The sequence below is a fragment of the Salinicola sp. RZ23 genome, from assembly GCF_003206675.1.
Classification (GTDB): Bacteria; Pseudomonadota; Gammaproteobacteria; order Pseudomonadales; family Halomonadaceae; genus Salinicola; species Salinicola endophyticus.
Window position 1 is genome coordinate 55,033 of record NZ_PZJK01000011.1, and the last position, 25,778, is coordinate 80,810.

Below are 25,778 nucleotides of genomic sequence, written 5' to 3' on the forward strand. Positions count from 1 at the left end.
GTGGTCCAGTCAGTGGAGAGAAGAGATGTCTTCCCACTCGTTTTGGCATACCATAATACAAAAAGCAATCGACGGAGAGCGACATGCCCAAGGCTTACTGGATCGCCACGGTCAAGATCACGCAACGCGAGCGCTACCAGATGTACCAGCAGCTGGCCCCGCCGGCCTTCGAGGCTTACGGTGGGCGCCTGCTGGTACGCAGTGATCAGCCCCAGGTGCTGGAGAGTCGCGACGGCCAGACGCCGGAACGCTGCGTGATCTTCGAGTTCCCGAGCCTGGAACAGGCACTGGCCTGCTATCACTCCGCGGAATATCGCGAGGCGCGCGCCGCGCGGCGTCATGCCGCGATGGTCGATATCACCATCGTGCCCGCCTGACGAAAAGCCATTTCGGTGTGCAGACTCGAGCACGACCGCCGTCTTGGCTCACCCAATGGATAGCCACCTCGACGTAGTCCCGTCACGAGTTCCTGCAGGGCTCCAATCTTTGAGTCAGCCTGTAGAATTTGATGTCGAGCACGGCGTATCCAAGACCGAGAAAACCTACCCTGACATCCGCGTGCCATGATTGTCCGCGCGCCATGATGGCTTGGCACCCGAAGGCCGCAGGAACGGCTCCGGCATCGCCTGTGGCGTTCATCGACAATCCCCTACTAACCAGAACGCAGTGCTGGCTTAAACAATTGTCAGTTCTCGTACCGGTGAAGCTGGGTCACGCTGCTGCGGATATGGCCCGGACGCGGCTCTACCGCGTGCTGCCGGGCTTTCGGTCATCTTCGGGGAGAGAGAGATGTCAATCGTTCAAACGCTGGCCACAGCCGCACATCACTGGAACACCGCGGCACTCACCGACGAGGTGACACTGGCGACACGCAAGGCGCTGCTCGACTGGTTCGCCACGACCCTTCCCGGCACCACTCAGGCGCCGGCTACCCTGCTGGCCAGCGCCTTCTCCGCCCTCCCCTGTCAGGGCAATGCCGTGAGCTATGTCGACGGCACCCACCGCTCGCCGCGCTATGCGGCGCTGGTCAATGCTACCGCCAGCCATACCGTCGAGTTCGATGACATCTTCAAGGACGGCGGCTATCACCCCGGCAGCCCGACGATCGCCGCTGCGCTGGCCGTGGCCCAGGAGATCGGCGCCGAGGTACAAGCGCTGCACCGGGCAATCATCGGTGGCTACGAGCTCGGCTGTCGTGTCGCGCTCGCCATTCAGCCCAGTCATTATCGTTACTGGCACACCACGGCGACAGTCGGCACCCTGGGAGCCGCCACTGCCACCGCCATGCTGCTGGGCGGCAACGCTGAGACAATCGCTCACGCCGTGGCTCTCGCCAGCAGCTTCGCCGCAGGCCATCAGCAGAACCTGCAGGGCAGTGGCATGGCCAAGCCGCTGCACGCCGGCCATGCCGCCGAGGCAGGGGTGCTCGCCGGCTATGCCGCCAGCCACGGGATCACCGCCTCTCTCGCCAGTCTGGAGGCGCCGGCAGGATTCGCCGCGGCCACCAGCGACTCGCCCGGCGACTGGCAGCGCGCGCTCGCCGGTATCGGCGAGTGGACGCCCATTACGCGCATGACGATCAAGGCGCACGGCTGCTGCGGACACATCTTCCCGGCCATCGACGGGCTGGCAACGCTGCTCGCCACCACCGGGACGCAGGTGGAAGCGATCACGCACATTCATGTCGAGGGTTACGCAGCCACGCACCAGATGTGCGACCGGCCCGAGCCGACCACCCCGCAGGAAGCACGCTTCAGCCTCCAGTACAGTCTGGCGACCTATCTGCTCACGCGGCGCTTGCGCCTAGAGGCATTCGCGCCCGAGACCCTGGTCCGCCGCGATATTCGCGCCCTGATGGAACGCATCAGCGTAGAGGAAGACCGCGAATTATCGGCGCACTATCCCACGCAAAGAATGGCCAGAGTTCACCTGACGACCACCGATGGACAAACCTTTTCGCACCTACAGACGTGCCGCAAAGGCGACCCCGAAAACCCGTTGTCACTGGAAGAACTCATCGCCAAATATGACGAATTGAGCCAGCAGGTTCTCTCCAAACACGCCAGCAAGGCTCTCAAGCGGAAGATCCTCGACACCCACGAGATGCCGGCGACGCTGGTGTGATATCCACCTGACTCTCAACGCGCCGCAAGAGGTGAGCCGGCGCGCCACTCTTGTCATAGACCAAAGTCTCATTGAATAAATCAGGCAATAAACACCCGAAGAAACTCTAAAAATATCTTGGCTCTGTCCTGACTTATCGTCGGTCGCGCCGTGAACGTCTGCTGTGTGAATCTGCTGCCGAGTCCATCGGACATCGATAACTCCACAAGCGACAATAACGGAGACACGCCATGCAGACTTCACACTTGCTACGTAAGACAGCCGTCGTCCTGGCGGCCACCGCCCTCTCCTTCGCTGGCGTCATCGGCTCGACGGCCATGGCTCAGGACAAGACCTGGCCCTCCGGCCCCGTCAAGGTCGTCATGCACACCAAGGCTGGCGGCTCTTCCGACGTCTTCATGCGGACTCTGGCAAAGTCGCTGGAGCCGGAAATCGGCCAGCCGGTCGTGGTCATCAATTCGCCTGGCGGCGCCGGTGCCGCACAGCTGGCGCGGGTTCGTGCCGCCGCGCCTGATGGCCTGACACTGGGAATCAACACCCTGACCCCGCTGACCGGCATGCTGACCAATCTCAAGGGTGTCTTCAGCCTGGACGACTTTTCCTGGATCGCATCGACCCAGGTCGACCCCAACCTCATCTGGACCGCCGAAGATTCGCCCTACCGCAACCTCAACGATCTGATCGCGGCGGCAAAACGCAGCGACAAGAAGATCAGTGTGGGCGGTTTCGGCTCGATCGGCTCCACCCAATACATTGCGCTCTCCATGCTCGAACGGGCCGCCGGTGTCGAGTTCGAATGGGTCGCCTTCAACGCTACCCCCGATATCGTCGCCGCAGTGCTGGGCGGACATATCGATGTCGGCATGTCCAATCTGAGTGGCGCCCAGTCCTACTTCGATGCAGGCCGCCTCCATGGTCTGGGCGTGCTAGCCGCGGACCGCCTGGAAGCACTCCCCGACGTCGCGACCTTCGAAGAGCAGGGCTATCAGGTCAACAACGACTGGGTCCAGGTCAGAGGCGTGTTCGGTCCGGCCGGCATCCCCGAAGAGACCCAGCAGCAGATCGCGGACGCCTTCCACAGGGCGATGAAAGACAAGAACTACCAGCAGTACGCGCGCAATTCCGGGGTGATCGACTCATGGATGGGCCCCGAGGCCTACAAGAAGTTCATCTACAGCATGAGCGACACCGCCGAGGTCGCGCTGGAAAAAGCCGGGGTCAAGTGAGACCTGCCGCGGCGCACCCGCGCCGCGGCCTGCCCCCACGCCATCCGACCAACTCACACATCGACTGCCACCGTTCCTGGGGCCAAGACGACCGGGTTCGCCGTCGCGGCGACCCCGCCACCACGCGACCGACCCGTAACACACCCTGTCAGCGTGTCGTCGCCCCCACTGCATCAGAGGATTGTTCATGTCACAGAGTCAATTGATCGAATTTTCGCAGCAGGATGACATCGCCATTCTGACGCTGAACCGCCCCGAGAAGCGCAACGCCATGAGCGATGCCATGCGTGCGGAACTGGTCGAGCAACTCAAGCGCATCCGCGAGGATCGCTCGATCCGCGCCCTGGTGCTCACTGGCAAGGGCAAGGGTTTCTGCGCCGGTGGCGATATCGCCGGCATGCAGCAGCGCATGGAGGCCGACCCGGCCACGGTCGGCTTCAACGGCTGGGAACGCCAGCAGGGCGTGCACTACGCGGCCAGCCTGCTGCTGAATCTGCCGATTCCCACTGTGGCGGCAGTCAACGGCGCCGCCGCGGGGCTGGGCGCCGACCTCGCGCTCTCCTGCGATTTCGTCATCGCCGCCGATGCCGCCACCTTTACCTGGGCCTATATCGCGCGCGGGCTGGTTCCCGACGGCGGTGGCCTCTACTTCCTCCCGCGCCGAGTCGGGCTCAGCCGCGCCAAGGGCTTGATCTTCAGCGGCCGCCGCGTCGAGGCCGAAGAGGCACTCGCCCTGGGCATCGCTGATCAGCGCTGCTCGGGCGATGCGCTGCTGTCGAGCGCGCTGACGATGGCTACCCAGATGAGTCGCGGCTCGCGCACCGCCACGGCGCTGACCAAATCCATTCTCAACCGTAGCTACGAGCTCTCCGAGCAGCAGGTGTTCGCCGAGGGCAGCAAGGCGCAGGGGATCTGTTACACCTCCCGCGAGCATCGCGACTCTGTCCAGGCATTTCTGGCACGCGCCAAGGAGGCCACCGCATGAGCCAGCTCGACGCCCTGCTCAACCCCCGGAGTGTGGCCGTGGTGGGTGCCTCGGCCGATCCTCACAAGACCTCCGGTCGCCCGATCTCGTATCTGCTGAAGCACGGTTTTTCGGGGAATATCTATCCCGTCAACCCGAAGGCGAGCGAGATCCAGGGGCTGAAGTGCTACGCGCGCATTCCCGACCTCCCCAAGGCGCCCGATGTCGCGCTGGTCCTGCTCAACGCCCGCCGCAGTATCGAGGCGGTGCGCGAGCTGTCGGCGCTGGGGTGCCGCGCAGCAATCGTGCTCGCCAGCGGCTACGCCGAGGCGGGTGACTCGGGCCTGGCGATGCAGGAAGAGCTCAAGCAGGCCGCCGGTGCCATGCGCCTGCTAGGCCCCAATACCATCGGCCTGGTCAACCTTTCCGCCGGCATTCCGCTGTCGGCCAGCGGCGCCCTCGAAGTGAGCGAGCTGCCGCGAGGTGGCATCGCCGTGGTGTCGCAGAGCGGGGGTATCCTCGGCGCGCTGCTGTCACGCGCCGCCGGCCGCGGTATCGGACTCTCGTCCCTGGTCTCCACCAGCAACGAAGTCGACCTGGAGGTGAGCGACTTCATCGATCATCTGGTCGACGACCCCGACACCCGGGTGATCGCCCTCTATCTCGAGAGCATCCGCCACCCGGCGCGCTTCCGTGCCGCCGCCGAACGTGCGCGGGCCGCCGGCAAGCCGGTGGTGGTGTTCAAGATCGGCCGTTCCGAGGCCGGCGCACGCTCGGCCAGCTCCCATACCGGTGCGCTGGCCGGAGAGGACCGGGTCTACGACGCCTTCTTCCGTGACCTGGGTATCGTGCGCGCCGACACCTTCGACGAGCTGCTCGACATCCCCGCGGTACTCACCGCCGGCCGCCGCATGCAAAAGCGCCGCGTAGCGATCCTGACTTCCACCGGCGGCGCCGGTACGCTGATCGCCGACAGCCTGGGCATGAAGGGATTCGAGGCGCCGGTTCCGGACGAGGCCACCGCCGCGCGCCTGCGCGAGCTGCAGGGCGACACCCCGGCGGAACTCGACCGCAATCCGATCGACGTCACACTGGCTGGCCTGCAGCCCGATCTGCTGCGTCAGGCGATTCGTACGCTGCTGGAGAGCGAGACCTACGATGCGCTGGTGGTGATCATCGGCTCTTCCGGTCTGGCCATGCCCGACCTGGTCGTCGGTGCCATCCAGGCCAATCTGGCGCTCAGCGACAAGCCGGTGCTGGCGTATGTCAGCCCGCACGCACCGGAGACGCTGAAACGCCTGAACCGCGCCGGCATCCCCGGTTTCAGCTCACCGGAGAGCTGCAGCGCAGCGCTGGAGGCGATCCATGTCACCTCCACGCGGGTGACATCCGCCCCGGCCGCCGCCGTCACGCCGGCGATGGCGGACACTCCCCAAGGGTCGCTGGACGAAGCGAGCGCCAAGCAACTATTCCGCACCCATGGCATCGCGGTTCCCGCCAGCCGCACGGTGACCACGCCGCAGGAGGCGGCGCACGCCGCCGCCGAGATCGCTACGCCGGTGGTGCTCAAGGTGCTCGACGGTACGCTCCTGCACAAGAGCGACATCGGCGGCGTGGCGCTCAATCTCGGCGCCGACACCATCGCCGAGCGCCTGACGCGCATGCAGCAGGCGGTCGCCGAGCATACCGGGCACACGCCGCAGCGGTTCCTCGTCGAAGCCATGGTACCGGGCGGCTTCGAGCTGATCCTGGGCGCCAACCGCGATGCGCTCGGCACCTCGATCCTGCTCGGGGCAGGCGGCGTCACCGCGGAGCTGTTCAAGGACACGGCCCTGCATCTGCTGCCCGACGGCCAGGCGCTCAGCCTGGATCAGGCCCACGCGATGATGCGCCAGTTGATCAGTTGGCCGCTGCTAGCCGGATACCGCGGGTCCGAGCCGCGCGATACCGCGGCACTGGCGCAGGCGATCGTCGACTTCTCCACGCTGGCCGCAGCGCTGGGTGAGCGCCTGGTGACGGCAGAGATCAACCCTCTGTTCGTGCTGCCGGAGGGGGAAGGCGTGGTGGCCGCCGACGCCGTGCTGGTGACGACCGCCACCGCAGCGGCCGGCGAGGAGATCGCCCATGCCTGATACGCACCAGCCGCCACGGGTCGAGCTCGACTACGTCGACGACATCGCCGTGGTCACCCTCGACAATCCACCGGTCAACAGCGGTAACCAACGTATCCGCCAGGGCATCCTCGACGCGCTGGCGGCAATCGACACCCAGCGCGTCCGCGCAGTGGTGCTGCAGGGGGCCGGCAAGCATTTGATGGCGGGGGCCGATCTGCGCGAACTGGACCAGCCCGCCACCGCACCGTCACTACCCGAGGTCACGCAGGCACTCGAGGCGTTCCCGCTGCCGATCGTCGCCGTGGTCCGTGGCCATACGCTGGGCGGGGGGCTCGAACTGGCGCTGGCCTGCGACGCGCGCCTGGCAACCCCCGGCGCCAGTCTGGGCCTGCCGGAGGTCAATGTCGGCATCATCCCGGGGGCCGGCGGTACCCAGCGCCTGCCACGGCTGGTGGGGGTCGATCACGCGCTGACGATGATCGTTGCCGGCAAGCCCATCGACGCCGCCACGGCTCACCAGTGGGGGCTCGTCGACCAGATGCTGGACACCACCGAGCGCGCCGACCAGGAGGTCGCGGCGCTCGACTTCGCGCGCCGCATGCCGGCGGACAAGCGCCGCGTCAGTGCGCGGTCGGTGCCCCCCTTCGATGCCGACCAGAGCGCACGCCTGCAGGCGCAGCAGGTACGTCGACAACGCGGCCTGCCCGCCGCCGCCGAGGCCGCCGATGCGGTGATGATCGCCACACGCACGCCCTTCGCCGAAGGCGTGGCACACGAGCGCGAACGCTTTCTGGCACTGCGCGACAGCGAGGCCGCCCGAGCCCTGCGCTATCTGTTCTTCGCCGAGCGTGCCAATCCGCTGGCAGAGCTCACCGCCGCGCCGGCGACGCTCACACGGGTGTCAGTGATCGGCGCCGGAACCATGGGCAGCGGCATCGCTCTGGCCGCGCTGCGCGCCGGCTATCGAGTGGACCTGATAGAGCGCGATGCCCAGGCGCTGGCCGCTGGCGTCGAGCGGATCGAGAAGGCGCAACAACAGCTCATCGAGCGGCACGGTACCACCGCCACACCGCTCTCCGAGCTGCTGTCGCGTCTGGCCTGCAGCACTCAACTGGCGGGCGTCGAGCAGGCCGATCTGGTCATCGAGGCGATCGTCGAGGATCTCGAGATCAAGCGGTCGCTGTTCGCCGAGCTGTCGCGGCTGACCTCGTCCGACACGCTACTGGCGACCAACACCTCGTATCTCGATATCGACGCGATCGCCGCCGAGGTCGCGCAGCCATCGCGGGTGCTGGGGCTGCACTTCTTCAGCCCGGCGGATCGCATGCCCCTGCTCGAGATCGTCGCCACTGCGCGTACCGACGACACGACGCTGGTCACCGCGCACACCTTCGCCAAGGCGCTGAAAAAGACACCGATCGTGGTCCGCAATGCCTGGGGCTTCGTCGGCAACCGGATCTATGCCGCCTACCGCCGGCAGTGTGAGTTCATGCTCGAAGAGGGCGCCTCCCCGACGCAGATCGACACCGCGTTGGAGGCGTTCGGCTTCGCCATGGGGCCATTCAAGGTCGCCGACATGTCCGGACTCGATATCGCCTGGAAGATGCGCCAGGCCACTGCCGCGGCAGACACTGACCGGCGCTATGTCGGTCTGCCCGACCGCCTGTGCGAGGCCGGCCGCTTCGGACGCAAGACCCGCCAGGGCTACTACCGCTACGACGATTCGCTGCAGCCTTCGGAAGATCCCGAGGTGATGTCCATGATCGACGCCTATCGCCAGGCGCAGGGTATCGAGCCGCGCGCATTCAGCGCCAGCGAGATCCAGCAACGCGTGGTGGCGGCGCTGATCAACGAGGCGCTGCTGGTCATCGGGGAAGGTGTCTGTCGCCGTGCCGAGGATATCGATATCGCGCTGGTCAATGGTTACGGCTTTCCGCGCTGGCGCGGCGGGCCGGTGTTCATCGCCCGCCAGATGCCCGCAGAGGCCCTTGCCACCGCCCTCGACCAGCTCGCCCGGGCGAGCGGCCAGGGCCATGTGGCCGGTGACCCCGCCGTCCTGTCCACGGCGTGTTCTCGAGAATCTTCCCAAGGGCCTTCCGAACCCGCCAACAGGAGCAAGACGTGATGTCAGAAGCGTGGATCTGTGACGCCATCCGCACCCCGTTCGGGCGCTTTCAGGGCGCCCTCTCCGGCATCCGTGCCGACGATCTCGCGACCCTGCCGATACAGGCGCTGATGCAGCGCCACCCCGAGCTCGACTGGCACCGGGTCGACGACGTGATCTACGGCTGTGCCAACCAGGCCGGCGAGGACAACCGCAACGTCGCACGCATGGCCGCGCTGCTCGCCGGGCTGCCGCTCGAAGTCCCGGGATCTACCCTCAACCGTCTGTGCGGCTCCGGCATGGATGCGGTCGGCAGTGCCGCCCGCGCCCTGCGCTGCGGTGAGGCTCAACTGATGGTGGCCGGCGGCGTCGAGAGCATGAGCCGCTCACCCTATGTCATGGGCAAGGCCGAAAAGCCCTTTTCGCGCGGCCAGACCCTGGAAGACACCACCATTGGCTGGCGCCTGATCAATCCAGCGATGAAGGCACGCTACGGCGTCGATCCGCTGACGCAGACGGCCGAGAACGTCGCCGAGGAGGAGCGTGTCAGCCGCGTCGATCAGGACGCCTTCGCCCTGCGCAGCCAGCAGCGCTGGCAGGCCGCCCACGCCCGCGGATTCTTCGACCGGGAGCTGATGTCGGTGACCGTGAGCCGGCGCGGCCAGCCCGACCTTGCGTTCACCTGCGACGAGCATCCGCGACCGGAGAGTACGCTGGAAGCGCTGAGCAAGCTGCGCAGCGTGACGCACGAAGACGGCAGCATCACCGCCGGCAACGCCTCGGGTATCAACGATGGCGCCTGTGCGCTGCTGCTGGCCACGCCCGAGGGTGCCCGCCGGCACGGCCTGGTCGGACGCGCGCGCATCGTCGGCATGGCGACGGCCGGGGTGGCACCGCGGGTCATGGGCATGGGCCCGGTGCCGGCGATCGAGAAGTTGCTGGCCCAGACCGGGCTCAGCCTCGAGCAGATGGACACCATCGAGCTCAACGAGGCCTTCGCCTCCCAGGCGCTGGCGGTAGGCCGCCGGCTGGGACTCGCCGACGACGACCCGCGCGTCAACCCCAACGGCGGCGCCATCGCCATCGGCCACCCACTGGGCGCCTCCGGTGCACGCCTGATCACCACCGCGCTGCATCAGTTGGAGGCCAGCGGTGGGCGCTACGGGCTGTGCAGCATGTGCGTGGGCGTGGGCCAAGGCGTGGCGCTACTGATCGAGCGGTGCTGAGGTCGCCTTGCCAGCGGGGCGCCCCGTGTCGCCGGACCGGGCGAGTTCAGCGGTCACGCGGCACCCACTGGGCGTCACGATTGGCCAGTAGCCATTGGTCGAAAATGTGACCAACAGTATGGCCAGACCTCCCTGACATATCCTCAGTCGATCCGAGTCGGCCGCATCCCCCATAGTAGCGCTATCTCTTCGGCGGTGTTTCCATCCTGGCGCCGAAGAGCGCGCGTTCGCCTCGCCCGAATGGCAACAAGAACGATACCACCATCACGTCTTGTGGAGGTTCCTCATGACCGTAGAGGCCGTAAAATCCCCCTCCCGAATCGGCAACGATGTCGATGACCATCACGATCGCGATCAGATCTTGACGATCAAGAAATCTCTGGCAGAAGTCGTGATCTATCTGCTGCTCATCGCTGTCGATATCTTCTATCTGAGCGAAGCCTATCGGCTTCATGTTCAGGTACCGAGCCCACACGTGGGTCCCGGCGGATTCCCGCTCATCATCGCCGTCATCAACCTGCTGCTGCTTCTGGGTCTGCTGTTCATCAGCCTCTTCATCAAGCCGCGCAGAACGCCCCAGGAGCGTTTGGCATTCAGCCGCCCCCTGTCGGTGCTGGCCGCCGTCGCCATCCTCATCGCCGAGACCACGCTGCTGAAGACGGCAGGGCCGCTGATTACGATCGCCCTGTTCTCATTCCTGCTCATGTGGGTCGCAGGCGAACGACGCCTGACGATGCTGGCGATCATTCCTCCCCTGTTCTCCGCCACCATTTACGCCATTTTCGTCATGGCACTCGGCGTCTACTTCGATTGAGGGCATCAGATGATTGATCAAATACTGGTCGGATTCGGCTCTTTCGCCAACCCGCTGGTCGTGGTGGGTCTGCTCGGCGGGGCGCTCCTGGGCTATCTCATCGGGGCCATCCCCGGGCTGGGTCCGAGCCTGGGCGTCGCCCTGATGATTCCATTCACCTACGGCATGGACCCCACGGTCTCCATCGTCACCCTGGTGGCCCTGTATGTCGCCGCCGAATATGGCGGTGCGATCTCGGCGATTCTGCTCAACTCGCCGGGCACCGCCGCGGCGGTCGCCACCTCCTGGGATGGCTACCCGCTGTCGCAGCAGGGCAAGGCCGGCCTGGCGCTGAACGTCTCCATCATCTCCTCGGGTGTGGGCATCTTCGTCAGTGCCGTCCTGCTCTTCTTCACCGCCGTGCCGCTGTCGGAGTATGCCCTCGCCCTGGGCCCGGAGGCCTACTTCGCGCTCGCGCTGCTCGGCCTGAGCCTGGTCTCCAGCCTCTCGCCTTCGCTGCTCAAGGGGCTGATCGCCATGGGCCTGGGGCTCGGCCTGGCGACCATCGGGCTCGACACCCAGACGGGCGTGCCGCGCTTCAGCTATCACCCGGACTTCTTCGAGGGCCTGCCGCTGGTACCGGTACTACTGGGGCTGTTCGCCCTTTCCGAAGTGCTGTTCATGATCGAGAAAGGCGCGGCGGGTTCGGTCAAGAGCCAGCCCATGAGTGGGCTGTTCGCGGTTCCCTTGAGCACGTTCACCCAGCTCAAGCGCGTGTTCTTGACCAGCTCCATTCTGGGTTACGTGATCGGGATCATTCCTGGTGCGGGCGCCTCGATCGCTTCGTTCGCGTCCTATGGCGTGGCCAAGAAGAGCTCGCGTCACCCCGAGCGCTTCGGCAAGGGTAGCCTGGAGGGTGTGGCGGCCTCGGAAACCGCCAACAATGCCGCCGTATCCGGCGCGCTGGCGCCGCTGCTGGCACTCGGCATTCCCGGTTCGCCGACCACCGCGATCCTGATCGGCGCGCTGATGATTCAAGGCATTCAACCCGGACCGCTGCTGTTCGCGACCAACCCGGAGATCCCCTACACGATTTTCGCCTCACTCTGGATCGGAGTGCCGGTGATGATCATCATCGGTCTGGCGGGGGCTCGCTTCTGGGCCAAGGTGTCTGACATCCCGGGACCGATCATCGCAGCCATCGTTGCCGGGATCAGCCTGATGGGCGCTTATGCCACAGAGAACGCCATTTTCCCGGTCTTCATCACGCTGGCGTTCGGCCTGATCGGCTATCTGCTACGCAAGGTAGATATTCCGCTGGCGCCGATCATTCTCGCCCTGGTGCTGGGCGACATGCTGGAGACCAACTTCCGCCGCGCAGTCTCGATCGCCAATGGCGACATGACCACGTTCCTGACCGATCCCATCAGCGCGACGCTGCTGGCGATCATGGTGATCTCGCTGATCCTGCCGCGCCTGCGCAAGTCCTTCTTCAAGAAAGCGGCGCAGGTCTAGCACCGGACGCACTGCCGGCCCGACCTCAACCGAGGGAGTCCAGCACCCGCGCCGGCGGCGTTCCCTCTTCGCCGGCAGCGGGCGCTGCCGGCGTTTGCGTCTGCATCACACCCCGCATCCACTCGAGAAATCTGAGCAGCGCATCCGAGGGCGGCGTTCCCTTGGGCCAGACCAGATAGTAGGCTTCGCCGGTCTTCAACGTCTCCGGGAACGGGGCCAGGAACTCTCCCGATTCGAGCTGCTTCTCCACGAACATCTTGACGGCGATGGCGCAGCCCATACCCGTCGACGCCGCCTCGTAGGCCAGCGCAGAGCTCTCGAATTGAACACTCGCCTTGTCCTCGACCGTATCGCCATAGGCGGCGAGCCAGTGCTGCCAGTCCGAGGAGCGGGCCATCGAGTGCAGTAGCCGAACGCGGGATAGATCGCGCACGGTCTTGATCCCAGCCGAGGCCTGCAGAGCGGCGGAGACAACGGGGATGAGTTCGATATCCACCAGCTTCTCGGCGTGCAGGTCCGACCACTCTCCGCGCCCGGCACGGATTGCCGCGTCGACGTTGCCGCTATCGAAGTCCGCCGGTTTCAGAGACGACGAGAGCTTGACCTCGAGCAGGTCGTTGCGGGCGTTGAAATCCGCCAGCCGGGGAATGAGCCAACGCTGCGAAAAGGTGGTGTAAGACTGGATCGACAGCACATCCTTGCGCCCGCGACGCGAGACACGTCGGCTAGCGTCGGAGATCTCCTTGAAGGCGTTCTTCACGCCTCGGTAGAGCTCCAGCCCCTCCCGCGTCAGCTCGATACCGCGATGCTGGCGATAGAACAGCACCACGCCCATGTAGTCCTCGAGCACCTTGACCTGACGACTCACCGCGACCTGCGAAACGTGCAGCTCCTCGGCCGCCTTGGTCAGGCTGCACAACCGGGCCGCGACCTCGAAAGCCCGCAGCGGATTCAAGGGAGGGAGAGGATGCGACATAGGTAGATACCCGCTGCAAAACCGGATTCTATAGCACAGCACTACGCAGCCCAGGTATTAGACCTTAGTTTTTGCATCACCATGAATGCTAGGTCTTCGATCTGATAAGGCGCCAGGACGCTTGCCGACTACACGACTCGCCGAAAACGACAGACTTCGCCGCTCAGAGTCGATGATCGGCATATCCCCATCTCGACACGCCTAATAGTGAAGGGGGACGCTGTGACATGTACGGGGATTGAGCCGGGTTTACACCACAACAAGCGCCGAGCGACTGGACGTCAGCAGCGCGTGCGGTGCTTCAGCGTTTCGGCCTCGTCGCTCTCGAGCCGCGTGGTACGCCGCGGCGATGCCGGCGATCGGCGCAACGGATGCAGCAGCGCATTCGAACGCAGCATCGTCGACAGTATGGCGCGAATCAAGTGCGCGAGCACGTAGACAACCACGGCCATAACGATCAACGCCTTGATGCGCCGTGAAATCTTCACGCTGCTTCTGCTTGAATGGGGGGAATGACACGGACGATATAATTACACGACTGTGACGAAAAATTGGAGGCGTCGATAATCGGTATGCGGGTCATCGATGAGCTCGAACGCCCCGCGACTCACGCTCCCCGCTGAGTCTGTTCCCAGAAGCAGAGCAAGTGAGTGACGACATGACCGACAGCATCGCCATTGTGGATACCCGCAGGCTCCGAATCCGCGAATTTCGGCCGACCGATATTGGCGCGTTGTCAGAGATTCTCGCCGATGCCGAGGTCATGCGTTTTTCGCTTCATGGGCCTTACAGCACTGAAAAGACTCGTGATTTCATTGCAGCCAACCGGGCTTGTCAGGCAGAGCGAAACTTCGCAATGTGGGCCTTGGAAGATAAGGCCCGCAGAGTACTGCTCGGCTTCTGCGGACTGGGTCCGACAGAGCTCAATGGCAGGGAAGAGATCGAACTCGGTTATCGTCTAGCCAGGAGAGCTTGGGGTGCCGGCCTCGCCACCGAAGCGGCTAGCGCCGCACTTCGCTACGGGTTTGAGCAATGCGGACTGGATTCCATTATGGCGATCGTCGACATCGACCACCGAGCGTCCGCCAGGGTCGCCCAGAAGATTGGCATGAGCCATGAGGCACAATCTCGCCACCACCACTCGAACATCGATATCTACCGTCGGCAGAACAGCCTGAAATAAGTCTTAGCGCTCCAACAACCCTTCGAAGAAGCGCACCGCGTTCTCTTCGAGCCCTTCCAGGTAGTAGCCGCCCTCCTGCACCACCAGCGTGGGCAGATCGAGGGCGGCAATGTCGCGGCCGAGTCTGCCGAACCCCGGCGTGGAGACTGCCACTTTGGCCTGGGGGTCCTTCTCGTGGATATCGAAGCCCAGCGCCAGCACCAGCGCATCCGGTTCGAACAGGCGAATCGCCTGGCAAGCCTCTGCCAACCGTGCGAAGAAGACCGCCTCCGATGATCCGTGGGGCATCGGCAGATTGAGGTTGTAACCGAGCCCCGCGCCGCGCCCCCGCTCATCCTCGAAACCGCAGACCGCCGGGTAGAAATTGGTGGTGTCGCCGTGGATCGAGATATACATCACGTCGTCGCGCTCGTAGAAGATCTCCTGCACGCCCTGGCCGTGGTGCATGTCGGTATCGAGCACGACGACGCGGGGATAGCGCGAGGTCAGACGCTGTGCGGCGATCGCCGCGTTGTTGAGGAAGCAGAAGCCGCCGGCGGAGTCGATCCCCGAGTGGTGACCCGGCGGGCGCGACAGCGTATAGGCGAAGCGCTCGCCGGCGAGCAGGGTGTCGGCCCCCGCCACCGCGCTCTGCGCCGCCCAGTAGGCCGCCTGCCAGGTGTGCCGGCCCACCGGCGCACTACCATCGGCCAGGTAGCGCGCAGCTTCGGCAAGGATGCCGCGCAAGGCGTTGGGCGAGCGCACGAACACATTCGAGATCACCTCCTCGCCCCAGTCCTCGCCCAGCTCGTGCCAGCGCCGGTGAGCGCTCTCGAGAAAGCGCAGGTAGGGCAGCGAGTGCACGGCGCGCAGCGGGCCGACCCCCTGGTCGGTCGGCGCCTGTATCTGGAAACCGAGCCGCTTGGCCGCGGCCAGCAGGTGCTCGGCGCGGTCGCGCACTTCCTGGGGCTTGCGCATCTTGCCGCGGGAGAAATAGGTCTGCGGCTGGTGCAGTAGCTGATCGTCGTGAAAGAAGGTCTTCATGGAGTGTCCTGGTTGTCCGCCATCCGTGACTAGGCCTGGTTCAATAACCCGCCGTTCGATCTACCATGCCCGCAGGTCGCTGGCCGCTCTCCAGACGCTGCAGCGCCTTCGCCACCGCCTGGGCCACCTGTGGCGGGGTCGAGTCACAGGCATCGTGCGGCGTGACCAGGATCCGCTCGTGCCGCCAGAACGGATGATCCTGCGGCAGCGGCTCGATCGCGAAGACGTCCAGCGAGGCCGCCGCAAGCTGGCCGCTCGCCAGGGCCGCGAGCAGGTCGTCCTCGATGAGATGTTCACCGCGCCCGACGTGGATCAGCGCCGCGCCCCGTGGCATCCGGGCAAACAGCGTGGCGTCGAGGATGCCCCGGGTCTGCGGGGTCAATGGCAGCAGATTGATCAGGATGTCGCTGCGCGCCGCGAGCCGCTCGAGCCCCGCCTCACCGCTGAACCCCTCGACGCCGGCCGGCAGGTTGCGCCCGCTGCGCGAATGGATCGCCACGTCGTAATCCAGCGCCACCAGTGAGCGCGCCACCGCCCCGCCCATCCTGCCCGCCCCCAGCAGCCCCACGCGGACATCCGCGGCGGCGCGCTTCGGCAGACGCTCCCAGTGGCGTTGACGTTGATGGCGCAGATAGTCACCGAAGCGACGGTGATGCCACAGCACGTGCCAGGTCACGAATCCCGCCATCATCTGGGCCTGGGACTCACCGGCAATGCGCATCAGCGGCACGTCACTCGGCAGGCTGGGGCTTTGGAGAATCCCGTTGACGCCAGCGGCGATCGACGACACCAGGCGCAGATGGGGATAGGGCCGGAAATCCTCGGCTCCCGGGTCCCAGGCCAGCGCGAAGGTCACGCTCTCGGGATCGGTGATGGCATCCGGCAGTGCCAGACGGATATGCGGCGCCACCTGCTCGAAGGCGGCAATGTAGGTCGTCATGATCTCGGCCGAGCCCAACAGCACGCCCTGTACGGTGGGTGCACCGGCGCCTGGTTCGGGTGTCCGTGCGTGATGTTCGGTTTCCATGGTCGTCATGCGTTCCCGGTGTCGTGGATCGGTTCAGAGCACCCCGGCGGTTGCCGTCACCGGCGCCGGCGCATCGCGGCGTCCCGGTATCGCTTCCAGCAGCTCGCGGGTATAAGGGTGTTGCGGCGAGGTAAAGATCTCCCTGGCGCTGCCGTGCTCGACGATACGGCCCTTCTGCATCACGATCAGGCGATCGCAGATCTGGGCCGCCACCCGCAGGTCATGGGTGATGAACAGCAGCGAGAGGTCGAGCTCCCGCTTCAGGTCATCGAGCAGCTTCAGCACCTGCGCCTGGATCGAGACGTCCAGCGCCGAGACGGCCTCGTCGGCCACGATCAGTTCAGGGTTGAGCGCCAGCGCCCGGGCGATGCCGATACGCTGACGCTGGCCGCCGGAGAACTCGTGGGGATAGCGCTCGGCGGCGCCGCCATCAAGCCCTACCGTTGCCAGCAGCGCCCGCGCCTGTGCCAGCGCCTCGGCCTTGGGCACGCCGTTGGCGATCGGCCCCTGGGCAATCGCCATGCCGACACGGATGCGCGGGTTGAGCGACGCATACGGGTCCTGGAAGACCATCTGGATGCGACGCCGATGCGCTCGCAGCGCGCGGCCCTCCAGGGCGCTCAGGTCCACCCCGTCGAGACGGATCTCGCCGCTGTCCGGCCGGTTCAGGCCCACGATGCAGCGCCCCAGTGTCGATTTCCCGGAGCCCGACTCGCCGACGATCCCCAGCGTCTCGCCCTTGCCGAGCGAGAAGCCGATGCCATCGAGCGCGACGACTTCACGCTTGGGCTGGAACCAGCCGCCACTGGTGCGATAGACCTTGTCGAGGCCGCTGACCGACAACAGCGGTGTCGACTGCATGTCGTCCTGCTGCCGCGGGATGGCATCCCCCGGCCTTTCCACCGCCGCCAGGACATCGGCGGGTCTTCCTACCGCCGCCACGACATCGGCGGGAATGGCTTCGATCAGCGCACGGGTGTAGTCATGCCGGGGATGGTCGAGCACCTCGCGGGCCTCCCCCATCTCGACGATCTTGCCTTCGCGCATGACGCAGACGCGATCGGCGATCTCGGCGACCACGCCGAAATCGTGGGTGATGAACATCACCGCCATGCCGCGCCGCGCCTGCAGATCCTTCACCAGATGCAGAATCTGCGCCTGGGTGGTCACATCCAGCGCCGTGGTCGGCTCGTCGGCAATCAGCAGTTCCGGCTCGAGGGCCAGGGCCATGGCGATCATCACCCGCTGACGCTGGCCGCCGGAGAGCTCGAAGGGATAGGCGCGCAACGCCGACGTCGGATCGGGCAGGCGGACCTCCTCGAGCAGCGCCAGCGCCCTCTCCTTGCGCGCCCTCGGGGTCAACAAATCATGCGCCTCGAACACTTCGGCGATCTGCTCGCCGACCCGCATCAGCGGGTTGAGCGCCGTCATCGGCTCCTGAAAGATCATGCCGATACGCCGCCCGCGCAGGGCACGGTGGCTGAGTTCATCCATCGCCAGCACGTCCTGGCCGTCGAACAGCGCCCGCCCCTGGGCGACACGCACACCGCTCGGCAAGAGCCCCATGAGCGCATTGGCCGTCATCGACTTGCCGGAACCGGATTCGCCGACCACGCACAGGATCTCGCCCGCCGTCAGGTCGTAACTGACGTTATCGACGGCATAGAGCCGGTCGGCGCCCTCCGGCAGGGCCAGCGACAGGCGCTCGATACGCAGCAGGGGCGCGCCGGACTCTCGTGTGGGTTCACTCATGGTCGGTCTCCTAGCGTGCTCTGGCGAGCTGCGGGTTCAGTGCATCATCCAGCCCTTCGCCGACCAGATTGAGCGCCAGCACCGTGAGCAGGATCGCCACCCCCGGAATGACCGACAGCCACCAGGCCTGGCGCATGACCGTCCGCGCGGCGCCGATCATGTAGCCCCAGGACATGGTGTCCGGGTCGCCGAGACCGAGGAAGGAGAGCGAGGATTCCAGCAGAATCGCCGTGGCCACCATGAGCGAGGCCAGCACGATCACCGGTGAGAGCGTATTGGGCAGGATCTGCTTGATGATGATGTCACGGTGGGTCTGGCCGACCAGGCGCGCCGCCTCGACGTACTCGCGATGCTTGATCGAGAGAAATTCACCGCGCACCAGGCGTGCCACCGGCGGCCAGCTGACGATGGCGATGGCCAGCACGATGGAGAACGTGCTCGGCTCCATGATCGCCACCAGCACGATCGCCAGCGCAAAGTTGGGAATGGTCTGGAAGAACTCGGTGAAGCGCATCAGAGCGTCGTCGACCTTGCCACCGAAATACCCCGCCAGCGCCCCGAGGGGCACCCCGATGGCGAGCGCCACCACGGTGGAGATCAAGCCGATCAGCAGCGACACCCAGGCGCCGTGGGCCAGCCCCGCGGCGACGTCGCGCCCCATGACATCGGTGCCCAGCCAGAAACCGGAGACTTCGCCCGGCGCCAGAAACGGTCGCTGCACCATGCGCCAGGGAGAGTCGGGATAGAGAAAGGGCGCCAGCAAGGCCAGCAGCACCACCAGACCGAGAATCACCAGCCCCACCAGGGCGCCACGATTCTGGGCAAAGCGTTTGAAGAAATTCATGCGGCCCCCAAAGAAAGAGTTGCCTGGATCGCCGAGCGGAATGAAGCGCGAGGCGCTCGGCGCGCAGAGAGCAAGACATAACTGGCTGTTAGGATTGCGCTAGAGCACCGCGCACCATTTCGCCGGGAGCGAAATGGAACAGCCGCAGGCTGGCCTTCGGTGGCCGCCAGGACGGCGGCCATAGCAAAGCGATCCGTCCGCGCAGGCATTCAGGTAGCGCCTTGCTTGATCCGCGGATCGGCGAGCCGATAGATCACGTCGGTGAGCATGTTGAACAGGATCACCAGCAGCGCGCAGAAGAAGAAGATGCCCAGCAGCAGGTTGTAGTCCCGCTGCATCAGCGCCTCGTACATCAGCCGGCCGATACCGGGCCAGGCGAACACGGTCTCGGTCAGCACCGCCCCGCCCACCATCTGCCCGGCCTGCAGCCCGGCCAGGGTGATGATCGGCAGCAGTGCATTGCGCAGGATATGCCGACGCTGGATCACCCCCGGCGCCAGCCCCTTGGCGCGTGCCGTCTTGACGAAATCCTGCTGCGACACGCTCAGCATCGAGGTGCGCGTCATCCGGGTGTAGACCGCCATGAAGAACAGCCCCAGCGTCAGCGCCGGCAGAATCAGATGAACCGCGACGTCGCCGACGTGGGCCAGGCCGGTGTAGTCGGCACCGACCGTCGAGTAGCCGTAGGCGGGCAGCCAGTCGAGCGTCACCGAAAAGACCAGCACCGCCATCATCGCCACCCAGTAGAGCGGCGTGGCGTAGAACAGCAGCGCCAGCCCCATGATGATCGAGCCCGATGGCCGTTTGGCGCGCATGGCGGCCAGCGTCCCCGCGATGATCCCGAACAGCAGCGAGATGCAGAACGCCGCGCCGGTGAGCAGCAGCGTCGCCGGCAATCGCTCCAGAATCAGATCGAGCACCGGCATCTGCTGGCGATAGGAGTAGCCGAAGTCGAGCTGCAGCACCCCGCTCATGTAGCGCCAGAGCTGCACCGGCAGTGGCTGGTCGAGACCGAAGCGTTCGCGCAGATCGTCGAGGAACTGCTGGTCGGTCGCCCCGGCTTCGCCCGCCATGACGGCCGCCGGATCACCGGGGGCGGCGTGAATCAGGAAGAAATTGAATACCAGGATCGCCAACAGCACGATGACGGCCTTGCCGACACGACCCAGGATCAGAGAGACATAAGCCATGGTTCTGTCCTCGCCGAGCGTCGGCCACCTGAAGGCCGCCGACGCTGCCTACCGAAACGGGGGTCGCCTACTGCTCGATCCAGGCGTTCTTGAACCCGTCGTTGAGACCGATACCGGTGGTGATCAGGTCATGCACGTTGCAGCGGTAGATCGTCGGCTGCGCCAGCTCCATGATCCACGCCAGCGGCACGTCGTCGTGCAGCGTCTGCTGAATCTGGTCGTACATCGCCTGGCGTTTGTCGGGGTCGTTCTCCACCGCGGCAGCGGCGAACAGCTTGTCGATCTCGGGGTTCTTGTAGCCCTCGACGTTGTTCCACGGCGAACCCTTGGCGATATTGCTGGAGATGTAGGTCCGGGCGATGCCCAGTGACGGATCGCCATACTGGAACAGGTAGGTGAAGGCGATATCGTAGTCCCAGTCACTCACCTTCTGGTTCCACCCCGCCACGTCCGAGGACTCGGTTTCGATGTCGATGCCCACATCCTCGAGGTTCTGGCGCACGGCTTCCGCCCAGCGGGTCCAGGTCTCGCCGTAGGGCAGCGGCAACAAGCGTACCGGTTCGCCCTTGTAGCCCATCTCGGCGAGCAGCTCCCTGGCCTTGTCCGGGTCGTAGGGGTACGGCTGGAGATCGTCGTCATGAGCGGCCAGGGTCGAACTGAACGGGCCGTTGGGCACCTTGCCCAGCCCATTCCAGAGCACGTTCTTGGCGAAATCGCGATCGATGGCGTACATCACCGCCTGGCGGAAGCGCTTGTCGGCGGTCGGCCCTTCACGGTTGTTGAGCCACAGCATGGCGAACGGGTTGAAGTACTCGCTGCCTGCCTCCGTCATGCAGCTTCCGTCCAACTTGGCGAGACGCGGGATATCGAAGTTCTCCACCGAGCCGGCGGGCATGATGTTCAGGGTCCCGTTCTCGTAGGCCGCTGCCCGGGACGCCGCATCCGGGATCACGTGCCAGTAGATCTTGTCGAGATAGGGCTTGCCCGCTTCGTAGTAGTTCGGGTTCTTGTCCAGCTCGATCACCGAGCCGCGATCCCATTTGGCGAACTCGAACGGGCCGGTGCCGATCGGATGGTTGTTGGCCGGATTGTTGTAGAAATCGGTGCCCGCGTAGAGGTGCTTGGGCACGATCGGCAAGGTACCGACCTCGAAGGCCTGGATGAAGGCCGGGAAGGGCTGCTTGAGCGTGAAGACCACCGTCTCGTCGTCCGGCGCCTCGATGCTGGCGACGTGGTCGAGAATCGCGCGGGTTCGCGGGTTGGTCTCGCGCAGGAACACATCGGCGGAGAACACCACGTCGGCGGCGGAGAACGCCTCGCCGTCATGCCATGTCACGTCGGGGTGCAGATGGAAGGTGTAGGTCAGGCCGTCGTCGCTGATCTCCCAGGAGGTCGCCAGTTGCGGCATCGGCTCGAGGTCGGCGTCGTAACGCAGTAACCCTTCGAAGATATTCCCGGCCACCCGCTGGGTGGGGGCGTTCTGCACCAGCGGCAGCATCAGCCCCGGCGGCTCGGGCTGAATGGCGACATTGGCGACTCCGCCGGATGACGGCGTTTCCTGAGCCACGGCGGGCAGTGCGACAGCAAGCGATAGCGCGGCCGCCGTCAGACGGCCGGTCACGGACGATAGCAGGGTCATGGCAGATCTCGTCGTTATTGGATTTGTCGAATCTTCGAACCACTGTCAAAGCGCCTTTCAGACGCGTTCAGCGCGATAGGTCAGGGTTACCGCGCGCCTTCTCGTATCCAGCCTCGTGATGTCCAATCTGGTGATGTACGACCGGGTGATGTACGACCTCGTACTGTCCCGTCTCTGATATCCAACCTCAGGGATCGCCGGCAGACGTGCGGGCCTCCGGCGGCGCTCCGTCAGCCCTCGAAATCGGGCTGAATGCGCTGCAGCAGGCGCAGATAGGCCTCCCACTCCGGATCGCGATCGGTGACACCGTGATCCGCGTCCCACTTTTCGTACTGCCGCGCGGTGTGCTCGGCCAGGGCATCGTCCACCCGGCGAATCTTCATGCCGCTGCCCATCAGCGCGAGCTGTGCCTGACAGCTGCGCTCGAGGTTGTGCATCCGTTTGAAAGCCTCGCCGACGCTCCGCCCACACACCAGCATGCCGTGGTTGCGCAGCACCATGACCGGCTTGTCGCCGAGATCCGCGACCAGGCGCTCGCGCTCGGCCAGGTCCAGGGCGATCCCCTCGTAGTCGTGATAGGCGGTGCGGCCGTGGAACTCCATCGACCACTGGTTCAGGGACAACAGCCCCTCTTCCAGACACGAGACGGCGACACCGGCCACCGAGTGGGTATGTAGTACACAGTGAACGTCCGGGCGCGCCTCGTGGATCGCACTGTGGATGGTGAAGCCGGCCTTGTTGATCCCGGCACGCTCCGGATCGTCGAGCACCTTCCCTTCGAGATCGACGGTCACCAGGTTGGCCGCGGTCACTTCCTCGAAGCGATAGCCGTAAGGGTTGATCAGGAAGTTCTCCTTGCCCGCTTCGGCACGTGCGGAGATATGCGTATAGATGCTGTCATCCAGGCCGAAATGCGCGATCAGCCGATAGGCTGCCGCCAGGTCGCGACGTGCGACCTGCTTCGAGGCCTGGTGAGCGTCATTCGCCATATCCATCATCGATCTCCTGTGGGGGCATGCGACAGCGCCGTCATCGTCGGCGACCGCGGGGTCTGTCATTAACCTATCAGGCAATTTTCAAACTGTCGACACTCGACAGTCGACCCGCTACGATCGCCACAGAGTGTGTGAACGATGCCAACCGCCAGCCAAACGAGATGCCATGACGACGACCACGCAGGGATTTGCCACCATTCAGCAGCGCGATCTGGTCAACCAGATTGCCGACATGCTGACGGAAGCGCTGCTCAAGGGGGATTTCGCACCCGGGGTGCATCTGGCCGAAGCGCAACTGGCACGCGACTTCGGCGTCAGCCGCGCCCCGGTGCGGGAAGCGGCACGTCTGCTCGAAAGCCGCGGCATGCTGGTCTCCCAACCCCGGCGCGGCTTCTTCGTGCGCACCTTCAACGCCGACGAGTTGGAGGATGTCTACGACCTGCGCCTCTGCCTCGAGCGCCACGCCGTTCGCCTGCTCGCCGGCAAGTTGACCGACGAGATGGAAGCGGCGCTCACGCATCAGCTCGAGAAGATGCGCCAGGTGGCCCGCGACGGCACCGCCGTGCAGCAGATCGAGGAGGATGTCGCCTTCCATCGCATGCTGTGCGAGTTCAGCGGCAACCAGCGCCTGGTGCGCGTGTTCGACGAGCTGTGCCACGAGATGCGCTTCTGCATTCTGCTGATCGGTCAGCTCTACGATGACGCCATGCGCGTCGCCGATACCCACGAGCCGATTCTGGAAGCGCTGCGCACCCGCTCCCCCGACGCCGGCGAGGCGGCGCTGGACTACCATATCGGCGTCGCCCAGCAGCGGGTGATGGAGATGTTCCGGGAACGTGCCAAGCGCTGATGGCGGCCCGGCGCCCGTGAGCATGGCAGCGGTCTCTGGCCGCACCGCACGGGCCCGAGTACCGATATCGCAGACCTGCCAACCAGGGGGAGATGACTATGCATGTGTTCGTGAGTGACGCTCACCGCGATCACGACCCGCAGTTCTTCGTCGTGCGCGGTCAGGTCCGCCGCAGCAACGAGCAGCCGGAACGGGCCGATCGCCTGCAGCGCTCCGCCGCCAGCGCCGGCCATACCCTGGTCACCGCGGATGCCGAGGTCGACCACGACACACTGTCCCCTGTCCACACCCCGCGCTATCTCGACTTCCTCGAACACGTCCACAGCCGCTGGCTGGCCCTGGAGGACCGCAACCCGGAGGAAGTGGTCGCCAACGTCCACCCCTTTCCCGGCGAGCCCTGCACCTACCCGGATCATCTGGTCGGGCGGGTCGGCTTCCACCTGGGCGATATGGCCGCCTCGATCGGGCCCGGCACCTGGCGGGCGGCGAGAGGTGCCGCCCAGTGCGCCCTGAGCGCGGCTCGCCACGTCCAGTCAGGTCATCGCCTCGCCTACGCGCTGTGCCGCCCGCCGGGGCACCACGCCTACGCCGAGCGTGCCAACGGCTTCTGCTATCTCAACAACGCCGCCATCGCCGCCAGCGCGCTACGCCGTCACCATGCCCGGGTGGCGATACTCGATATCGACGTTCACCACGGTAACGGCACCCAGGGCATCTTCTACGACCGTGACGATGTGCTGACGGTCTCGCTGCATGCGGACCCGCACTTCATGACCCCCTTTTTCACCGGTCACGCGCATGAAACCGGGCGCGACGCCGGCGAGGGCTACAACCTCAACCTGCCGCTGCCCCAGGGGCTCGAGACCGCTGACTATCTGCGCCAGCTGAGCCGCGCCTGCGAGCGCATCGCCGACTTCGCCCCCGGCGCGCTCGTCGTCTCGCTCGGCCTCGATATCTACGCACACGACCCCTACCAGGGCGTCGCGGTGACCACGCAGGGCTTTGCGCAGATCACCCGCCAGATCGCCCAGCTCGGCCTGCCCACCGTCATCGTGCAGGAGGGGGGTTACCTCTCCGATGCCCTCGGCGACAACCTGGTCAGCGCGCTGTCGGGGTTCGAATGATGACGAGTCACACAGACGACAGCACGGACGTCCTCGCGGCCACGGCCCTGACGGTGTCGCCAGAGACCGCCCAACGGGTGCTGGCCACGCGCTTCGGCCTCGCTGCCACCCTCGAGCCACTCAGCGGCGAGCGCGACTGCAATTTTCGCGCGGCGGCGGCCGACGGCCAGCGCTACCTGCTCAAGTTCACCCATCCGGCGGAGCGCCAGGCGGTGAGCGATTTTCAGGTCCGGGCGCTGATGCACCTGGCCGAACGGGATCCGACCCTGCCGGTTCCGCGGGTGCTGCGCGACCGCGATGGCGATCCGGCGCCACCACTGCGGCTCGAGGATGGCCGCGTCAGTCACGTGCGCCTGTCGACCTTCCTGCCCGGCACGCCGCTGGCCGACCGCGTGGCCTCCCCGCGTTTCCAGTCCAGGCTCGGCGGCTGGCTGGCGCGGATCGACGTCGCCCTGGCCGACTTCGACCACCCGGTTCGCGAGCTGTCGATGCCATGGGACCTGCAGCGCGCCGACGACCTGCTGCCGCAGACCGATAGCCTCGATGACGCCTCGCGCCAGCGCATCCGCGACCGGCTTCAGCGCTTCGCCGAGCAGCTGCGTCCACGCCTGGCGGCGCTGCCGCGTCAGCTGATCCATAACGATCTCAATGGTCACAACGTGCTGTTCACATCGACCCAGGGCGACGCCAACCCCCTGCCCGAGCACCCCGCGGGGATCATCGATTTCGGCGATATGCTGTTCGCCCCGCGGGTGGTCGATCTCGCCGTGGCCGCGGCCTACCAGATGAAGGATGCCGCCGATCCGCTGGCGGGGGCCCTGGCGCTGATCGCCGGCTATCATGCCCATTCGCCGCTCGATGATGCAGAGGGCGCACTGCTGCGCGGCTTGATCGAAACCCGGCTGGCAATGGCGATTACGGTCTCCACCCATCGCGCCGGACGCTACCCGCAAAACGCCGACTACCTGCTGCGCAATACGGCCGCTTCCCGCCGGGCCCTGGAGCATTGCCTGAGCCTGTCCGCGGCGACCTTCCAGCGCCGCCTGAGCGAGGCGCTCGATTCACCCTTCAATTCATCGGGTACGGGAGAATGAACATGCAGGAGCCCA

General features: G+C 65.6%; 22 protein-coding genes. 13 read left to right on the forward strand and 9 right to left on the reverse strand.

What is annotated here, in order from left to right:
• The first annotated feature begins 83 nt into the window (after positions 1-83).
• The 9 genes from DOM67_RS11610 to DOM67_RS11650 all read left to right on the forward strand — a co-directional run bounded on the left by DOM67_RS11610 (position 84) and on the right by DOM67_RS11650 (position 12,066).
• Positions 84-377, forward strand: a complete 294-nt coding sequence (locus DOM67_RS11610; RefSeq protein WP_110676025.1) for a DUF1330 domain-containing protein — start codon at positions 84-86, stop codon at positions 375-377.
• A gap of 412 nt (positions 378-789) precedes the next feature.
• Positions 790-2,124, forward strand: coding sequence for an MmgE/PrpD family protein (locus DOM67_RS11615; protein WP_110676027.1), 1,335 nt, complete (start codon positions 790-792; stop codon positions 2,122-2,124).
• Between the two features lie 230 nt (positions 2,125-2,354).
• Positions 2,355-3,350 carry a tripartite tricarboxylate transporter substrate binding protein gene (locus DOM67_RS11620; protein WP_110676029.1) on the forward strand — a complete coding sequence of 332 codons (996 nt, stop codon included), beginning with the start codon at positions 2,355-2,357 and terminating at the stop codon, positions 3,348-3,350.
• Between the two features lie 187 nt (positions 3,351-3,537).
• Positions 3,538-4,335 carry an enoyl-CoA hydratase/isomerase family protein gene (locus DOM67_RS11625; RefSeq protein WP_110676031.1) on the forward strand — a complete coding sequence of 266 codons (798 nt, stop codon included), beginning with the start codon at positions 3,538-3,540 and terminating at the stop codon, positions 4,333-4,335.
• Entirely contained in the window at positions 4,332-6,446 is a 2,115-nt protein-coding gene (locus DOM67_RS11630; protein WP_110676033.1) for an acetate--CoA ligase family protein, read from the forward strand. The genes DOM67_RS11625 and DOM67_RS11630 overlap by 4 nt, the downstream gene beginning before the upstream one ends.
• Positions 6,439-8,553, forward strand: coding sequence for a 3-hydroxyacyl-CoA dehydrogenase NAD-binding domain-containing protein (locus DOM67_RS11635; protein ID WP_110676035.1), 2,115 nt, complete (start codon positions 6,439-6,441; stop codon positions 8,551-8,553). The genes DOM67_RS11630 and DOM67_RS11635 overlap by 8 nt, the downstream gene beginning before the upstream one ends.
• Positions 8,553-9,758 (forward strand): 3-oxoadipyl-CoA thiolase, encoded by a 1,206-nt coding sequence (gene pcaF, locus DOM67_RS11640; protein WP_110676037.1) that lies wholly within the window; start codon positions 8,553-8,555, stop codon positions 9,756-9,758. Before DOM67_RS11635 ends, pcaF begins: the two co-directional genes overlap by 1 nt.
• Before the next feature lie 286 nt (positions 9,759-10,044).
• Positions 10,045-10,572, forward strand: a complete 528-nt coding sequence (locus DOM67_RS11645; RefSeq protein WP_110676039.1) for a tripartite tricarboxylate transporter TctB family protein — start codon at positions 10,045-10,047, stop codon at positions 10,570-10,572.
• 9 nt (positions 10,573-10,581) lie between these two features.
• The gene (locus DOM67_RS11650) at positions 10,582-12,066 is read left to right on the forward strand and encodes a tripartite tricarboxylate transporter permease (protein ID WP_110676041.1); all 1,485 of its coding nucleotides are present in this window, start codon (positions 10,582-10,584) and stop codon (positions 12,064-12,066) included.
• 25 nt (positions 12,067-12,091) lie between these two features.
• Here DOM67_RS11650 and DOM67_RS11655 read toward each other — a convergent pair whose 3' ends face one another.
• Both DOM67_RS11655 and DOM67_RS19815 read right to left on the reverse strand, forming a co-directional pair.
• Positions 12,092-13,042 carry a LysR substrate-binding domain-containing protein gene (locus DOM67_RS11655; RefSeq protein ID WP_110676043.1) on the reverse strand — a complete coding sequence of 317 codons (951 nt, stop codon included), beginning with the start codon at positions 13,040-13,042 and terminating at the stop codon, positions 12,092-12,094.
• 281 nt (positions 13,043-13,323) lie between these two features.
• The gene (locus DOM67_RS19815; protein WP_157958849.1) at positions 13,324-13,530 is read right to left on the reverse strand and encodes a hypothetical protein; all 207 of its coding nucleotides are present in this window, start codon (positions 13,528-13,530) and stop codon (positions 13,324-13,326) included.
• Positions 13,531-13,700: 170 nt separating this feature from the next.
• On the opposite strand from DOM67_RS19815, the gene DOM67_RS11660 reads away from it, so the two are divergent.
• A complete protein-coding gene (locus tag DOM67_RS11660; protein WP_110676045.1) occupies positions 13,701-14,225 on the forward strand; it encodes a GNAT family N-acetyltransferase in 525 nt (174 codons plus the stop codon).
• 3 nt (positions 14,226-14,228) lie between these two features.
• Here DOM67_RS11660 and DOM67_RS11665 read toward each other — a convergent pair whose 3' ends face one another.
• From DOM67_RS11665 to DOM67_RS11695, 7 genes are all read right to left on the reverse strand, one after another.
• Positions 14,229-15,248, reverse strand: a complete 1,020-nt coding sequence (locus DOM67_RS11665; protein ID WP_110676047.1) for a histone deacetylase family protein — start codon at positions 15,246-15,248, stop codon at positions 14,229-14,231.
• Positions 15,249-15,288: 40 nt separating this feature from the next.
• Positions 15,289-16,284, reverse strand: a complete 996-nt coding sequence (locus DOM67_RS11670; RefSeq protein ID WP_232825230.1) for a glyoxylate/hydroxypyruvate reductase A — start codon at positions 16,282-16,284, stop codon at positions 15,289-15,291.
• A gap of 24 nt (positions 16,285-16,308) precedes the next feature.
• Positions 16,309-18,027: an ABC transporter ATP-binding protein gene (locus tag DOM67_RS11675; RefSeq protein WP_110676049.1), complete on the reverse strand. Its 1,719-nt coding sequence runs from the start codon at positions 18,025-18,027 to the stop codon at positions 16,309-16,311.
• A gap of 10 nt (positions 18,028-18,037) precedes the next feature.
• Positions 18,038-18,871 carry an ABC transporter permease gene (locus DOM67_RS11680; protein WP_110676051.1) on the reverse strand — a complete coding sequence of 278 codons (834 nt, stop codon included), beginning with the start codon at positions 18,869-18,871 and terminating at the stop codon, positions 18,038-18,040.
• A 209-nt stretch (positions 18,872-19,080) separates the two neighbouring features.
• Positions 19,081-20,061 carry an ABC transporter permease gene (locus DOM67_RS11685; RefSeq protein WP_110676053.1) on the reverse strand — a complete coding sequence of 327 codons (981 nt, stop codon included), beginning with the start codon at positions 20,059-20,061 and terminating at the stop codon, positions 19,081-19,083.
• A 67-nt stretch (positions 20,062-20,128) separates the two neighbouring features.
• Entirely contained in the window at positions 20,129-21,700 is a 1,572-nt protein-coding gene (locus DOM67_RS11690; protein WP_110676055.1) for an ABC transporter substrate-binding protein, read from the reverse strand.
• 230 nt (positions 21,701-21,930) lie between these two features.
• Complete coding sequence (locus DOM67_RS11695) at positions 21,931-22,689, reverse strand: class II aldolase/adducin family protein (RefSeq protein WP_110676128.1); 759 nt, start codon at positions 22,687-22,689, stop codon at positions 21,931-21,933.
• 172 nt (positions 22,690-22,861) lie between these two features.
• Between DOM67_RS11695 and DOM67_RS11700 the strand changes: the two genes are divergently transcribed.
• From DOM67_RS11700 to DOM67_RS11710, 3 genes are all read left to right on the forward strand, one after another.
• A complete protein-coding gene (locus DOM67_RS11700) occupies positions 22,862-23,545 on the forward strand; it encodes a GntR family transcriptional regulator (protein ID WP_110676057.1) in 684 nt (227 codons plus the stop codon).
• A 98-nt stretch (positions 23,546-23,643) separates the two neighbouring features.
• A complete protein-coding gene (locus tag DOM67_RS11705; protein ID WP_110676059.1) occupies positions 23,644-24,669 on the forward strand; it encodes a histone deacetylase family protein in 1,026 nt (341 codons plus the stop codon).
• On the forward strand, positions 24,669-25,763 hold the full coding sequence (locus DOM67_RS11710; protein ID WP_157958850.1) for a phosphotransferase: 1,095 nt from the start codon (positions 24,669-24,671) through the stop codon (positions 25,761-25,763). The genes DOM67_RS11705 and DOM67_RS11710 overlap by 1 nt, the downstream gene beginning before the upstream one ends.
• Positions 25,764-25,778 lie beyond the last annotated feature (15 nt).

Coding starts and splice junctions, on each gene's coding strand:
- DOM67_RS11615 (WP_110676027.1), top strand. CDS start 790: ATGTCAATCGTTCAAACGCTGGCCACAGCCGCACATCACTGGAACACC.
- DOM67_RS11630 (WP_110676033.1), top strand. CDS start 4,332: ATGAGCCAGCTCGACGCCCTGCTCAACCCCCGGAGTGTGGCCGTGGTG.
- DOM67_RS11710 (WP_157958850.1), top strand. CDS start 24,669: ATGACGAGTCACACAGACGACAGCACGGACGTCCTCGCGGCCACGGCC.
- DOM67_RS11680 (WP_110676051.1), bottom strand. CDS start 18,871: ATGAATTTCTTCAAACGCTTTGCCCAGAATCGTGGCGCCCTGGTGGGG.
- DOM67_RS11660 (WP_110676045.1), top strand. CDS start 13,701: ATGACCGACAGCATCGCCATTGTGGATACCCGCAGGCTCCGAATCCGC.
- DOM67_RS11695 (WP_110676128.1), bottom strand. CDS start 22,689: ATGGCGAATGACGCTCACCAGGCCTCGAAGCAGGTCGCACGTCGCGAC.
- DOM67_RS11625 (WP_110676031.1), top strand. CDS start 3,538: ATGTCACAGAGTCAATTGATCGAATTTTCGCAGCAGGATGACATCGCC.
- DOM67_RS11705 (WP_110676059.1), top strand. CDS start 23,644: ATGCATGTGTTCGTGAGTGACGCTCACCGCGATCACGACCCGCAGTTC.
- DOM67_RS11675 (WP_110676049.1), bottom strand. CDS start 18,027: ATGAGTGAACCCACACGAGAGTCCGGCGCGCCCCTGCTGCGTATCGAG.
- DOM67_RS11665 (WP_110676047.1), bottom strand. CDS start 15,248: ATGAAGACCTTCTTTCACGACGATCAGCTACTGCACCAGCCGCAGACC.
- DOM67_RS11700 (WP_110676057.1), top strand. CDS start 22,862: ATGACGACGACCACGCAGGGATTTGCCACCATTCAGCAGCGCGATCTG.
- DOM67_RS11650 (WP_110676041.1), top strand. CDS start 10,582: ATGATTGATCAAATACTGGTCGGATTCGGCTCTTTCGCCAACCCGCTG.
- DOM67_RS11670 (WP_232825230.1), bottom strand. CDS start 16,284: ATGACGACCATGGAAACCGAACATCACGCACGGACACCCGAACCAGGC.
- DOM67_RS11610 (WP_110676025.1), top strand. CDS start 84: ATGCCCAAGGCTTACTGGATCGCCACGGTCAAGATCACGCAACGCGAG.
- DOM67_RS11635 (WP_110676035.1), top strand. CDS start 6,439: ATGCCTGATACGCACCAGCCGCCACGGGTCGAGCTCGACTACGTCGAC.
- DOM67_RS11690 (WP_110676055.1), bottom strand. CDS start 21,700: ATGACCCTGCTATCGTCCGTGACCGGCCGTCTGACGGCGGCCGCGCTA.
- DOM67_RS11685 (WP_110676053.1), bottom strand. CDS start 20,061: ATGGCTTATGTCTCTCTGATCCTGGGTCGTGTCGGCAAGGCCGTCATC.
- DOM67_RS11620 (WP_110676029.1), top strand. CDS start 2,355: ATGCAGACTTCACACTTGCTACGTAAGACAGCCGTCGTCCTGGCGGCC.
- DOM67_RS11645 (WP_110676039.1), top strand. CDS start 10,045: ATGACCGTAGAGGCCGTAAAATCCCCCTCCCGAATCGGCAACGATGTC.
- pcaF (WP_110676037.1), top strand. CDS start 8,553: ATGTCAGAAGCGTGGATCTGTGACGCCATCCGCACCCCGTTCGGGCGC.
- DOM67_RS11655 (WP_110676043.1), bottom strand. CDS start 13,042: ATGTCGCATCCTCTCCCTCCCTTGAATCCGCTGCGGGCTTTCGAGGTC.